This is a genomic window from Gemmatimonadales bacterium, from assembly GCA_019637315.1.
Taxonomy (GTDB): Bacteria; Gemmatimonadota; Gemmatimonadetes; order Gemmatimonadales; family GWC2-71-9; genus SHZU01.
Window position 1 is genome coordinate 126,501 of sequence record JAHBVU010000006.1, and the last position, 13,843, is coordinate 140,343.

General features: G+C 64.4%; 8 protein-coding genes. 2 read left to right on the top strand and 6 right to left on the bottom strand.

Annotated elements, in window-relative coordinates; genetic code table 11:
* Window positions 1–2: 2 nt before the first annotated feature.
* Together KF785_07640 and KF785_07645 are read right to left on the bottom strand one after the other, a co-directional pair.
* Window positions 3–689: a CAAX prenyl protease-related protein gene (locus tag KF785_07640; protein MBX3146633.1), complete on the bottom strand. Its 687-nt coding sequence runs from the start codon at window positions 687–689 to the stop codon at window positions 3–5.
* 61 nt (window positions 690–750) lie between these two features.
* On the bottom strand, window positions 751–3,567 hold the full coding sequence (locus KF785_07645; GenBank protein MBX3146634.1) for a TonB-dependent receptor: 2,817 nt from the start codon (window positions 3,565–3,567) through the stop codon (window positions 751–753).
* A 236-nt stretch (window positions 3,568–3,803) separates the two neighbouring features.
* Here KF785_07645 and KF785_07650 point away from each other — a divergent pair, with 236 nt between their 5' ends.
* Both KF785_07650 and KF785_07655 read left to right on the top strand, forming a co-directional pair.
* The gene (locus tag KF785_07650; GenBank protein ID MBX3146635.1) at window positions 3,804–4,736 is read left to right on the top strand and encodes a hypothetical protein; all 933 of its coding nucleotides are present in this window, start codon (window positions 3,804–3,806) and stop codon (window positions 4,734–4,736) included.
* Window positions 4,737–4,888: 152 nt separating this feature from the next.
* The gene (locus KF785_07655) at window positions 4,889–5,911 is read left to right on the top strand and encodes a glycosyltransferase family 2 protein (protein MBX3146636.1); all 1,023 of its coding nucleotides are present in this window, start codon (window positions 4,889–4,891) and stop codon (window positions 5,909–5,911) included.
* Window positions 5,912–6,294: 383 nt separating this feature from the next.
* Here KF785_07655 and KF785_07660 read toward each other — a convergent pair whose 3' ends face one another.
* The 4 genes from KF785_07660 to ligD all read right to left on the bottom strand — a co-directional run bounded on the left by KF785_07660 (window position 6,295) and on the right by ligD (window position 13,750).
* Complete coding sequence (locus KF785_07660) at window positions 6,295–8,166, bottom strand: gamma-glutamyltransferase (GenBank protein ID MBX3146637.1); 1,872 nt, start codon at window positions 8,164–8,166, stop codon at window positions 6,295–6,297.
* Window positions 8,167–8,305: 139 nt separating this feature from the next.
* Window positions 8,306–10,294: an amidohydrolase family protein gene (locus KF785_07665; protein MBX3146638.1), complete on the bottom strand. Its 1,989-nt coding sequence runs from the start codon at window positions 10,292–10,294 to the stop codon at window positions 8,306–8,308.
* 30 nt (window positions 10,295–10,324) lie between these two features.
* A complete protein-coding gene (xth, locus tag KF785_07670) occupies window positions 10,325–11,101 on the bottom strand; it encodes an exodeoxyribonuclease III (protein ID MBX3146639.1) in 777 nt (258 codons plus the stop codon).
* Window positions 11,102–11,140: 39 nt separating this feature from the next.
* Window positions 11,141–13,750 (bottom strand): DNA ligase D, encoded by a 2,610-nt coding sequence (gene ligD / locus KF785_07675; GenBank protein ID MBX3146640.1) that lies wholly within the window; start codon window positions 13,748–13,750, stop codon window positions 11,141–11,143.
* Window positions 13,751–13,843 lie beyond the last annotated feature (93 nt).

The window sequence follows — 13,843 nt, forward strand, 5'->3', positions numbered from 1 at the left end:
CCCTACCAGTACTGCCACTGCCCAGCCAGCAATACCCAGCCGGACAGACACGCATTAGTCACGGCGTGACACCAGATCAGGTCGCCCAGACTCCGCGTCTTGAGCATCCACCAGTTGTAGACGATCCCGGCCGCCATTCCAACATCCCAGAACGGGCCATGTTCCATCCCGAACAGGATCACGGTAGCCACGAACGAGAAGGTCGTGAACGCGCCGAGCGGACGCCGCCGGAAGTCGTCCGAAGCGTCGATCCAGCGGGGCAACCATCCGCGCCAGAAGAGTTCTTCGACGATCGGCACGATCAGCGCGGCCCGAAGAAAACGCAGCAGGATCACGAGGAGGTCGGTTCGCGCCTCGATCGCCATCGAGCTCTCCACCCGTCCGGTAATCCCGTTTTGGAACAGCACGCTCTCCCGATAGCCAGGCATGAGTTGATCGGGCAGGATCCACAGCACGAACACCCCGATGCCAACCAGCACCGTGGCAATCGGACGTTCCATCCGGAAGCTGAGCACCGGCCGGGCCACCAGGAGAATGACGCCCAGGAGCACTGCGGTCCGGATGATCGCTTCGACCCGCGGCGACACCGGCAGCGCCGGTCCAACGGCGAGCCAGAGCATGAAAACGGCAAACGGCAGGATGTACCGCAGTGACGGATACCGTTCCAACACGCTCAGAAGCACCTCCATTCTGAAAACAGGTCGGCGAGGCGAACCGAAGCCCGCCCCGCCGACCGTAACCCCCGACCAGTTAGAAAGTGTACGAGATCTTGGAGGTCACGAGCCGTCCCAGCGTCGGCACGCCGACGAAGGTCGCGTAGCCCTTATTGAAGACGTTGTTGATCCCGACAGCGATCAGCATGTTCCTCTTGGAAAACCGCGGACGGATGCTGCCCTGGAGGTCGAGCAGCGCGTACGAATCGGTTGGCTCGAAGCTGCCGTCCGACCGCTGCGGACTGACGTACACGCCTGAGTTGACCGGGAATCCCTTGGTGTACCGACCCCGAGCCTCGACCGCCCATCCCGCCGGATCATTCCGGTACCTGAGCGTCGCGGTGCCCCGATTCTTCGAGCCGTTGAGCGCAATCGGCGTCGGGCCACCGACTTCCTCCGCCGTGAAGAAGTCCTTGTTGACCACCGACCAGGTCGCCGCCATCGACCAGCGGTCATCGGCGATGTAGTCGAACGCCATGTCCGCGCCGAAGAGATCCACCTCGCCGAAGTTCCGGTAGGTCAGGAAGATGTCCGGACGGTTGGTAAGCGCCGAGTTATTCGGCACCACGGTACCGAGGGGAATACCCTGGGTGCCCGTAGCGCCTGTGGTGCCCGAGATACCCGCCATGGCGGTGCCGAGCTGCGCTGCGGCCTGCGCTGCGGCCTGCGCGCCCAGCGTCGGCGTGAACGCCGCGGTCAAGTACCCGATCAGCGACGTCCGGTCAAAGAACACATTGGGCGACTCGACGATCAGCGGCCCGACGAAGTTTTCGCGGCGCTCGTAGTAGAAGTCGACGGCCAGCCGTGCCTTGTTGCCGATGTTCCCTTTATAGCCGACTTCGAACGTGTTGCTGATGCTCGGCTTGAGGGTCTCGATATCCTGAACCTGGGCCGGATCGATATCGAGGAAGGTGGCGGTCGTGGTGTTGAGCCGCCGAAGCTGCGTGCCGACCTGGGTCGTCGGGGCCGGCACCGCGGCCAGGAGCTGACGCAGCTGGGCAGGAACAGCCGCGTTCTGTGAAATTACCGCCACCGCCAATGGCCAGAGCGCCGCGGCATTGGCCGGCAGAATCTGGGTGGGGCTCCCCGGCAGCGGAATGGCCCGCATACAGAGGCTGCTGAGCCCGCCAGCGCACCCGCCCCCGGCCCGGAACTGGAAGCCACCCTGTGGCACCCCCAGAGCACGAACCGTGTACGGCCCGGCGGCGCCGCCCGCGATGTCCAGGAACAGGTTGTTGTTGCTCGGCGTCGAGAACGCGCGGTTGTAGGTGAGTCGGACGTTGTTGGTCTCGTTCGGCTTGAGTACCAGCGCCACCCGCGGCGACCAGACCGCATCATCCAGTCGACTGTGCTTGTCGACCCGGAGCGCCGCCACGACGTCGACCCGCGGGCTCAGGTGCGTCACACTGTGCAGGTAGCCGCCCACCTCCTTGATGTCGTCGTCAGCCTCGTTGGCCCCGTTGATGGTGCCGCCGGTGCGCGCGTCCGTGAAGATATAGTCGACGCCGTAAATGAAGGTCTGCCGCGAGCCCAGACTGTAGCCGTGCTGGATCTGCGCAGCCATGGTGCGCGAGCTGTCGAGAATCTGCTGACCATCCCGCAGGAGGAAGGTGCCACCGGAGTTGCTGAAGTTTCCGTAGACCTGCGCGAAAAGGTCCTTGTGACGGAACCGCGTCTGCAAGCTCTGATAGCGCCAGTCGCGCGCCTGGCCGGCGCCAAGCCCGGTGAGCTCGATCAGGTTGACGGCCTCGCTGTGTCCGTAGCTGGTGATCCACTCCGTGTTCTCATCCGGCCGCACATCGAAGCGGAACTCGCCGTTCCATTTCCGGATATCGAAATTCCGGCACCCCGTCGCCGTCCGGGTACAGCTGATCTTGGTGTTATCATCCCTCGACCGGGTCCGCAGCGTGTCGCCCGGATCAGCGTAGCGCCAGTCGCTGCCGGTCAGGTACTCACCCGACACCTTGAAGCCCGCCTTGGCCGAGAGCCTCGTCGCGTGCCGGAATCCGAACCGGAGCAAGCCCCCGCCGTTGTCAGAGGCGTTGGTGCCCTCCGCCCACTTGGAACTCGAGCGGAAGCCGCTCTCGAGCGAAACCGTCGTGCCCGCCGACGTGATCGGCGATTTGGTAATGATGTTGAGCACGCCACTCGTCACATTCGGACCGTAGAGGGCCGCCCCTGGTCCGAGCACGAACTCGATCTGCTCGATATCCTCGTTCGTATTCGGGAAGAACCCGGCCACATTGACCTTGAGCGACGGAACCGCCGCCATCCGATTGTCGATCAGCGTCAGCAGCGAGCCGGAAAACGTATTGTTGAAGCCGCGGGACACGATGTTGGACTGCACCAGGCCACCCTCGGAGTACGAGATGCCCGGGGCAGCCTTGAGGTGATCGAGTACCGTGAGGGCTGGACGCTCCTGGACCTGAACCGCCGGGATCACAGTCACGCTGGCCGGAGCGTCGGTCAGCTTTTCCGGCACCTTGGACACCGAGGTAACCATCACCTCTGAGAGGTTGTAAACCTGGCTCGAAAGGGCGAAGTCCACGGTGACGGTACCGCCCGCCGCAACCACGACCCCTCGCACCTGCCGAGGCGAGTACGGAATCATCGTGGCCAGTACTGCATAGGTGCCGGCCACGAGGCCGTCGATCCGATAGACACCATTGGCACCCGTCGACGCCTGGCCGACGTTTCGACCCGAAACATCACGAACCTGAATCTGGGCTGCGACGAGGCCATCACCCCTGGTGCTGTCCGACACTCGGCCAGTTATCGAGCCCGTTTGGGCCGACAGGGCGCTCGAGCCCGCGACCAGAGACACCACCAGCAACCACATACAGGAGCGGGTCATAGGGAAACCTCAGTGAAAGCGGGACTGACCGGACCAAGCATCACCTGAAACGACAAACCCTTGTCCTTCAAGAAGATCGGAATCACCCGGGGGGGGGTGTCAAGGCGACGCACCCGACCGGGTGTGTGCAAGGGTCGGCCACTCAGGCGTCCCTTTGCTTTGACCATCGACTAAAGCATGTTTCCCGGTTCGCGTCAGGCGGGATCGTCCCGCCGGTTATCCCAGGAGGGGATTATATGAAGCGCAGTCTCGTAGCCCTAGTCGCAGTGACCGGTCTTGTCGCGTGCAACGCGGGTCCGAGAGGGCAGCTGGTGCAGTCGATTCCGTCGGATTCGACCGAGTTCTTCCGGACTCAGGTGCAACAGATGACCACCCTGTCGGCAACCAAGGACAGCCTGTTCCGCGACCTCGCGGAAACGACCAAGCTGCTCGCCGACATCAACACCGAACTTGCCACCGTCCGGACCGGCAATCGGGCTGTCGAGCCCGTCGTGTCGCCCGAAAGCCAGCTGGCTGCTTCGCCCAGCGACCGGGCCCTGGTGCTCAAGAAGGTCAAGGATCTTACCGCCCGCGTCAAGAACAGCGAAAGCCGGCTGGCCACCAGCCAGCGTCGGATCCGGGCCCTGACCGCCGAGTCCGACAGCTTCCGCGTCGTGCTGGCCGACTTCCAGACCACCATTGACGGCCTCAACTCGATGGTCGACAATCAGAAGAGCACCATCGCCAACCTCGAGTCCGAGCTCAACACCAGCCGGGCCCAGGTCGTCGCGCTCACCGAGGAAAAGACGGTCCTGCAGGACACCGTCTCCGCCATGACCACGCGCGAGAACACCGTCTACTACGTCATCGGCACCAAGCAGGAACTCAAGGACCGCGGCATCATCAAAGAGGTCGGCGGCACCCGCTTCCTCCTGGTCACCCGCACCGGCGAGACCCTGAAGCCGGCGGACAACCTCGACCCGTCGATGTTCACGGCCATCGACCGGCGCCAGACGTCCGAGATTCCGCTGCCGCGCCCGGACAAGCAGTACCGGGTGGTGACGAATCAGAACATTGCCTACGCCAACGTCAGTCAGGACAATAACGGCCGAGTGCGCGGGACACTGCAGATCTCGAACCCCGAGCAGTTCTGGACCAACTCGAAATTCCTGATCCTGGTCGAGAACTAACGCGGGTACCAAGCCGCTGAACGTTCGAGAGGGGCAGCCAACCGGTTGCCCCTCTCGTTGTTCCCACCCGCCTCGTGACCAGGCTGCTTGCTGCCGCCCCCTGCTGAACCTTAAGTTGGCAGCACCAGCGCGTTCCCCGGTCACCAGGTTCCATGCCCCCTTCTCCACTTCCTCTCGTCGTCCTGACACCGATCCGAAACGAGGGGTGGATTCTCGACCGGTTTCTTGCCGTAACCACCCGACTGGCCGACCAGGTCATCCTCGCCGACCAGGGATCGACCGACGAGAGTCGCACTATTGCCGCACGGTATCCGAACGTCACGGTCATTGCCAACCCGGATACCGGGTTCAGCGAAGCCACCCGGCAGGGGCTCCTGATCGACGAGGCGCGCCGCCTCGTTCCAGGTCCCAAGGTCCTGCTGGCGCTCGATGCGGACGAGATCATCGCCGCCGATGCGCCCACCTCGCTCGGCTGGCAGACCATGCGGCACGCCGCGCCGGGGACCGTCCTCTGCTTCGAGCTGATCGATCTGCTGCTGACGCCTGATCGCTGCATGCGCCACGATCGCTGGCGGCCGTTCGGCTACGTCGACGACGGCGCGCCGCACCAGGGACGACTGATCCACAGCGGTCGAATCCCCCTGCCGGCAGGTGCGCCGCGGCTCAAACTCAACAGCATCAAGCTGCTCCATTACGCCCCGCTTCGCACCACCGCCATGGCGTCGAAGCTGCGCTGGTACAGCGTAATGGAGAACGTCCTGGGCAGCTGTCCCCCGGTGTTCAAGCGCCGGCTGCGCTACCTCAACCATGTCGACTTTACCTGGGAAGGTCGGATCGAGGCCTCCCAGGCAGGCTGGTTCGACCGCTGGGAAGTCGACGGTATCGACATGCAGACGGTCGACGACCCGGAGTATCACTGGTACGATGTCGAGGTGTTGCGCGCCTTTCAGACGCATGGGTCCCGAAAATTCTGGCTCGACGACATCTGGCGCTTCGACTGGGAACCGGTTCGCCAGTGGGCCATTGCCCAGGGCTTCGCCGGAATCCCCTCAGGGCCAGTACGCCCCGCACCGGACTGGCTGGTCTGGGTCATGCGGGTCCTGAGCTGGGCCCATCGCCATCAGGTCTGGATTCGCCAGCGGCTTTCCGGGCGCCGGAGCCGCCGTCTGGCTTGACCACAAGGTTCCTCACTGCCAGCGTGGAGACCGACAGCAACGCGATGCGGTGGCGGCTCCCTGGTTGACGGAAAGGCGACAGCCTTTGCGGAGCAGGCGGCCGAGATGGCGTCTGCTACCTCCGAGCTGACGGCGCGCAACAACCATCGACCGCCTTTACGTCCGCAATGCCGACATCCCGGACATGGCATCAGCGCAATCTTCCAGGACATCAACGACCGCAGAGCGCACGGGCAGAACGAGCGGGTGTCGAGGCATTTCATCGAGCCTCGACCTCCTGGTATCGCCTGCTGAAAACGCTCACGTCGTCAGGCGGATCCACCTGACGACGTGAGCGCAGCAGAAGCAGGACAGGATGCAGCGAATACGGCAGCGATCCCCAGCTACCATGCGATGCCGTAATCCTCGCCGTCGTGGCTGGAACCGCCCCAAAAACTGCCGTGCTTCCAGTCGAAGAAGATCGCGTTGATGGGACCCGAGGTGCGCGGCGCGAAGTTCAGGTTGTACCCCATCTTCTGCAGGTCCGCCCGCACCCAACCGGGCACCGCATCATTCAGCGTGATCCGGCCCGGCCGCGACTCATGCGAACCGAACGAGCTCCGCATCTGGTAGCTCGCAATGTTGGCCGCCTCAGCTGCCTGCTGCACGTTCATTCCGAACTCGACCATGTTGAGGAAGAACTGAAGCAGGTTCTGATCCTGGGTGTCGCCCCCCTGCACCGCGAATGAGACGAAGGGACGCCCCTCCTTGAGCGCCAGGGTGGGCGTGAGGGTGACCCGCGGGCGACGACCCGGCTCGATCACATTGAAGGGGCTCTCCTCCGGATCGAACACGAAGCTCTGAGCCCGCTGACTCAGCCCAATACCCGTCTTCCCGGCAATGACCGCCGGAATCCAGCCGCCGCTCGGCGTAATCGAGACGACCCAGCCCTTCGCATCCGCAGCCTGGATCGACGTCGTTCCGGCCCGGAAGGCCTCATCGTACGTCATCTGAGCCAGCCCGCTCGAGCCACTCTGGTCCGTGCTGGCCGGCGGCGTCTTGGGCTTGGGAGGCCACCGGGAAAGAATCGAGGTGAACGGGTTGCTGCCCCCCTGGAAGGGATAGGGGTCGCCCGGCTTGATGGTCGAGTCGTTCCGCTCCCAGTTGATGGTGCCGAAGCGCTGCTTGGCGTAGTCCTTCGAGAGCAGCCCCTTGATCGGCGGGCGCGGGTCGAACGACGGATCGCCGTAGTAGAAATCCCGATCCGCGAACGCCAGGCTCATCGCCTGATAGATGGTGTGGATGTACCGCGTCGAGTTATACCCCATCGACTTGACGTCGACGTTCTCGAGAATATTGAGCGCCTGGAGCAGGGCCGGCCCTTGCTGCCACTCCTGCAGCTTGTAGACGTCAATGCCCTTGTACGACACGGACAGCGGTTCCTCGATCTTGACCTTCCAGTTGGCCAGATCCTGGGTCGTAATCAGGCCACCCTGTTCCTGAGTGCTCCGCGCGATCTCGGCCGCGATGTCTCCCTTGTAGAAGCGGTCGTATGCTGCGTAGATCGCCTCTTTACGGCTCCTGCCCCGCTTGAGGGCCTGCTGCTCCGCTTCGACCAGTTTCCGGAGGGTCGCGGCCAGGTCAGGCTGGCGGAAGATCTGACCGGCATTGGGACCTTTGCCATCGTTGATCAGAAACACGGCCTTCGAGTAGGGCCACTGCTCCAGCATCTTGGTCCGGCTCTCGATGCTGGCCACCGTCTGCGCCTCGATCGGATACCCGTCTGCCATCTCGATCGCGGGTGCCAGCACGTCTTTGAGGCTCATGGTGCCATACTCGGCCAGCATGGTGATGATTCCGCCCGGTGTCCCGGGCGTCACCGCGGCGAGCGGTCCGAACTCTGGCGGGTAGTTCTGATGCCCCTTGCTGCGATAGAAGTCGACCGTCGCACCGGTGGGCGCCACGCCGAGGGCGTTGATGCCGATGACCTTCTTGAGCTCGGGGTGGTAGATCAGAGCCTGCGTCTCACCGCCCCAGCTCAGCACGTCCCACATGGTGGAGACCGCCGCAAGCATGGCGCAGGCGGCGTCGACCGCATTGCCACCCCGCTGAAAAATCATGGCGCCGGCCGTTGCCCCAAGAGGCTTGCCGGTAATGGCAACCCAGTGACGACCGTGCAGAACCGGTTTGACGGTTCGCTGAGCAGAAGCAGGGACTAGCGGGACCAGCGCCAGCAGCAGAGCGAGGGGCGCCGCGCGACGAGCGAAACGGGACACGGAAACCTCAGATGCAGGAGAATCCGAAAGATACCCCCTTTCCCAGCCCCCGGCAGCTTAGGCCGATCCCAGGTAGTGAGCGCTCGCCTCCCTCTGCGCGATGCATTGAACCCAAGACCCGATCCCGTACGTCGGGACTCTAGCGCTTGGACGTGACGCCGATCTGCCGGTGCAAATCCGCCACCGTGTAGTGCCGCCCCGCCCGGATCACCTGCTCCACCCGGCGGAGATCCGTGATCCGCTCGGCGGGCCGCCCGGCCACGATTGCGATGTCCGCGATCTTACCGACCTCGATGCTGCCGTAGTCGCGATCCTCCTTCATGACCCGGGCAGAAACCAGCGTGGCAATCTGCAGGACGTTGGCCGCCGGAATCCCAGCCCGCTCGTAGATCTCGAGCTCGCCATGCAGCGAAAACCCGGCAAGGTTGTCGGTACCGGGCACCAGCGTTACCCCACCGTCGAAGAGTCGCTTGAGAATCGCCCGATAGGTGGCACTCGCCGCCTGGGCGCGCCCGACCTCCTCCGGCGACCCGCCACCCCCTGCACGGTAGCTGCGTTGCAGCACGGGTGGCAACCAGTCGATCGTCGGGCCGAAGACGGGATCGTTGCCATCCGGCAGCAGTCGGGACCGATCCTGCCAGAGATTGAAGGTGCCATCCACCACGGTGCCGCGATTCCTGAGCAGATCGATCAACCGAGTCATCTCGACTGAGTTCGCATCGAAGGTCGGTGCGACGGCTGCTGCCACCTGGGAATACGCACGCATCGAGGGAACGTAGAGCGAATCCTGGTAGAAGGTAGAGATCAGACTCGCCGCGTGCTGGACTTCATCGTAGCCGAGCGCAACGGCCGCCGGCACCGAAAGCCCTCGAGGAATATGGCCCGACAACCGTATGCCGCGACGCTTGGCTTCCTGCGCAATCGCTGGCAGCAGGTCGGGATGAATCAGATTATACAGCTTGATCTGGCGGTACCCGGCCGAGTCGTAGCGGGCAATCCAGGTCCGGGCTTCCTCGACCGAGCCGGCCAGCGCGTCGGACGGGCCGGCCCAGTGCCCGGGACCTTCCAGAAAGCCTGCCAGCAGAATCCGCGCACCAAGCAAAGACCCTGCCTCGGTCCTGGCCCGCTGATCGACCGCGATACCGAAATCGGCCGCAACATCACGCACCGTGGTGATTCCCGCTGCGAGGTGCAGCAACCCATTGCTTTCGCTGCCCAGCATCAGGTGTGTGTGCATGTCCCAGAGCCCCGGAATCACCGTCTTTCCGGTTGCATCGATCACCCGCGCGCCGGCCGGAACCCGGATCGAGTCGGCCGGTCCTACGGCGGTGATGCGATCATGCTCGACGACTACCGTCGTGCGCGGACGCATCAGGCCACGTTCCGCATCGAAAACATCACCATTCCGGATCACGAGCGCGTTCGACGCCGCCGGCGCCAGCCGCGCCGCAACCGCCTGAGACTGCCGGGCCCGCCAGGCTTTCTCGACGGCCCGCAAGGCCGGTAACACGGGTACGGCCTCGACCGGCACGGTAATGAACCAGGCGGCGTCGCTCGCGAAGAATCGGTTCCCCTCGTCGAGCCAGACAGCGGCATCGTCGAACCCGAGACCACGAATCGCGGCAAGCCGAACCCGAGCGCTCCGCGCGCCGAGGCGGACTACCGTATCAGCCACGATCTCGACAGAAGCCGTACCGACCGGGAGCAGCCGGGCAGACCGATTCGGCTGCCTGAGCAGATGCGCCGCGAGCAGGGCTCGATCGTACGGAGTCCCACCCCTCGGCAGATAGAAAGCACCCGCTTCCGCCCGCGCCCGGGCGTTTTCACCGCCCCCGCTCCAGCGCGCCTCGCCGCCGCTCAGCTCAAACCGCTCGGCGACACTGACTGGCTGGGCTGCGGCACTCAGGCCCGCCGCTTCCCGCAGCAGCAACGTGCCGTCGGACCCAAACCGATAGCGCACCTGCACCCGCGGGCCCCGCTGCCGATCCTGGTAGACGAAACGCACCGCGGCCGAATCGCCGCCGGTGACGACGACCATCTCGCCGGCCGGACGCCCATGATTCAGGACAACGTAGCGAGCGGTGTCAGGCGCCAGAGCCAGAGCAAATGCGAATAGAGTGGTCAGCATGGGCAGTCGTTGAATGAGTGTCTGTGATGCTCAGCCGGCAGAGTCAGTCTCGATCAGGACGGGGGCATGATCGGAGGGCAGCTTCCCCTTGCGCTCGTCCCGATCGACCCAGGCCCGGCGGGTTCTCTCGGCAGCCGACGGAGTCGCAAAGATGTGGTCGATCCGAAGACCGTTCCCCTTGGGAAACGCCAGCAGCCGATAGTCCCACCAGGTGTACGGTCCCGGACCCGGATCGTGCAGACGCATCGTGTCGATCAAGCCCCAGTCACTGAGAGTCTTCAACGCCAGCCGCGCATCGTCGTGGCAGAGCACGCTGGCACGCCATTCCTCCGGTCGCGCAACGTCGCGTTCATCCGGCGCCACGTTGTAATCGCCACAGAGGAGCAGCTCGTCCGTCGGGCGATACGTCGCGGCCAGATGGTCCCGAAGCCTTGCGATCCAGGCCAGCTTGTACAGCCACTTGTCGCTGCCAACCGTCTGCCCGTTCGGGAAGTATGCGGAGATGATCCGCACCCCTTGAACGGTAGCCGAGATCAGTCGAGCCTGCGGGTCGTCGGTCCCAGGGCCCATGCCCATCGTCACATCGGCAAGCGGGTGCCGACTCAGGATCGCCACGCCGTTGTAGGTGCGCTGGCCGTGGAACACCGAGTTGTAGCCCTCGGCGGCCAGCACCTCGATTGGAAAATCGTCGTCCGGCACTTTGAGTTCCTGAAGACAGACGATGTCGGGCCCGGTCCGCCGAAGCCAGGCCACGAGGCGATCGAGCCGGGCTCGGATCGAATTGACATTCCAGGTCGCGATCAGCATCGCGACAATCTAGCGAGGTCGCAATCTGTTGTGCCCGTTTCAACCGGCGCCGAGTTGCAGTGCCAGCCGCTCGAGCACCTTGGAAAGGTCGGGTCGCTGATCGAGGACCGGACGCACCGGGTCGTAGCCCAGCGTCTCCATTCGTGCCACCGCAGTCTTGATCGTGAAGGTCCGACGCCGCGCCTCCAGGTCATCGTTGACTTCGTCCCACTCGAGCGGCATCGAAACCGTCGCACCGGGAAGAGGGCGGACGCTGTAAGGTGCCACGATCAGTTGTCCCCGGCGGTTCTGGAGATAGTCGAGATAGACTTTGTCACCCCGTTTGGTAACCTGGCGAACGATCGTCGAGGTATCACGATGCTCGCGCGCCACCAGCCGGGACAAGAGCTCACCCAGGGTGCGCGACTGCTCATAGGTGAGCTGACGACCCAGCGGAACCAGGATGTGGAGGCCGGTCTTACCCGTCGTCTTGACGTAACTCGGCAGCCCGGCGTCGGTGCAGATTCGATAGAGCGTTCGCGCAATCGCCACAACCTCGAGAAACGGCGCTTCCTTCGGATCGAGATCGATCACACACCAGTCCGGCTGTTCCAGCGAGGCAACCCGGCTGGCCCAGATATGCAGCGGAATGGCTGCGGAATTGGCGAGGTAGAGCAGCGTCTCCTCGTCATTGGCCACGAAGTAGCGCACATCACGCTGGGTATCTTCGCTCCAGATCGGCACGGTCTGAATCCAGGCCGGCGCAAACTCCGGTGCGTCTTTCTGATAGAACGACTTTCCCGCAATCCCGTCAGGATACCGTGTCAGCACGACGGGCCGATCCTTGAGGTAGGGCAAGAGCCACGGTGCAATGGCCCGGTAGTAGTCGACCAGGTCGCCTTTGGTGTATCCCTCCTCCGGCCAGAAGATTTTTTTCAGATTCGAGAAGGCGACCGTCTTGGCAACCGGCGCCTCCTTGATCTCGTCCGAGGCGGCCTGCACCGGATCGGTCGCTTCCTCCGGGGGTGCACTCGACCAACCCTGCCGATCGCACTGCTCGGGCGTCTTGTCGTTGCGCATCCGCAGAAACGCGGGGTGCCGGAGCAAGCCATCCGGCGTCCATTCCCGGTACCGCACCTCTGCCACCAACCGTGGCTCCACCCACGTCGTTGTTTTCGTGCCAGGTATCTCATCGGCGGCGAGCGGAACCGCGCCCGGTAGAGCAACCGGACCGAGGCAGGCGGGGGTCGCGCGAATCAGCGGCACCAGCTCGGCGTGGTATTCTGCCAGCTGCGCTTCGGAGAACCCCGTCCCCGCCCGACCGGCATAGACGAGCTGTCCGTCGACCCGATCCGCCAGCTGCAGAGCACCGAACCCACCGCGCGATCCATTGGGGGCGGTAAAGCCGACAACCACGAAGTCGCCGGTCTGCTCGGCCTTGATCTTCCGCCAGGCCGAGGTGCGCCCTGCCCGGTAGGGCGCGTCAGCCTTCTTGGCAATGATGCCCTCGACCCCCAACGTCGGCACCTGGGCAAGCACCGCATCGCCCTCGCGCTCGATGTGATCGAGGTACCGGATCGGACCGAGCGGCGGCAGGATCATCCGAAGCAGGCGCTTCCGCTCCAGCAGCGGCAGCGGGCGCAGGTCGAAGTCCTCGAAACCGAGCAGGTCGAAGGCGTAATAGGTTGCCGGCAGCTCGACCTCTGCCCGACGTACGTCGAGCGGCCGGCTGAGCAACCCACGGCGCTGCAGCAGCGCAAAGCTGGGACGCCCTTTGCCATCGAGCACCACGACCTCACCGTCGAGAACGACGTGGCTCAGGGGCAGGGCTCGAACGGCGCGAGCCACTTCGGGAAATGTCGCGGTGTAGTCACCACCGCTCCTGGTGCGCAGAATGGACTCGCCTCCCCGATGGCAGGCAATCAGCCGATACCCATCCAGCTTGAGTTCGAAGAGCCAGCCGTCTTTGGTGAAGGCGTCGTCCGCCGGTTCGGCCAGCATCACGCCGACCGTATCATCCACCACACCGCGCGGCGCATCGAGGCGAAGCAGTTCGTTGCGCAGCACGTCGGCCGGGGTCCGTCCAGCCATCCAGTCTTCGACCGTGAGTCCTGACAGGACCGATTCCTGAGGAAAGTCCTCCCCCGGGTCCTTGACCCAGGCGTCCCGCTCCTTGATGAGCAGCCAGTCACGCTCGCTCTTCTTGATTTTGACGAGCGTCCAGCGCCCGCGCAGCTTGTAGCCCCGGAACTCGAACAGCAGCTTGCCCTTTTCCATTCCGGCCCGCGGGTCTTCGAGCGGCACCCATTCGCCGCGATCCCACACGATCACGGCGCCGGCGCCGTAGTTCCCCTCGGGAATCATGCCCTCGAAATCACCATACTCGAGCGGATGGTCTTCCACCCGCACCGCGAGGCGCTTGTCGGAGAGGCTGTACGAGGGGCCGCGAGGAACCGCCCACGATTTGAGTACCCCGTCCATCTCGAAGCGAAAATCGAAATGGGTCTGCCGCGCGGCGTGCTTGTGCACCACGAACAGGCCGCCGGCCTTGGCGCGGGCCGGAACCGCGGCGCCGCCAAACGGTTCCGGCGTGCGATCGGCCGAGCGTTTGGCCCGGTATGCGGCCAGCTGCTCAGCGGGCGAAGGTGAGGACTGGTCGTCGTCGGCCATAGGCGAAATATAGGGCCCGGCCGGGCGCCGCGGCCGCGGCCGAGCACTCGGCTCGGCACGTGACTAACCGACCAGTGCAGAAGGGTCGGCAAC

Bases quoted from the DNA above. Each gene is read 5' to 3' on its own strand.
- KF785_07640 (MBX3146633.1), bottom strand. From the start codon at position 689: ATGGAGGTGCTTCTGAGCGTGTTGGAACGGTATCCGTCACTGCGGTAC.
- KF785_07645 (MBX3146634.1), bottom strand. From the start codon at position 3,567: ATGACCCGCTCCTGTATGTGGTTGCTGGTGGTGTCTCTGGTCGCGGGC.
- KF785_07650 (MBX3146635.1), top strand. From the start codon at position 3,804: ATGAAGCGCAGTCTCGTAGCCCTAGTCGCAGTGACCGGTCTTGTCGCG.
- KF785_07655 (MBX3146636.1), top strand. From the start codon at position 4,889: ATGCCCCCTTCTCCACTTCCTCTCGTCGTCCTGACACCGATCCGAAAC.
- KF785_07665 (MBX3146638.1), bottom strand. From the start codon at position 10,294: ATGCTGACCACTCTATTCGCATTTGCTCTGGCTCTGGCGCCTGACACC.
- xth (MBX3146639.1), bottom strand. From the start codon at position 11,101: ATGCTGATCGCGACCTGGAATGTCAATTCGATCCGAGCCCGGCTCGAT.
- ligD (MBX3146640.1), bottom strand. From the start codon at position 13,750: ATGGCCGACGACGACCAGTCCTCACCTTCGCCCGCTGAGCAGCTGGCC.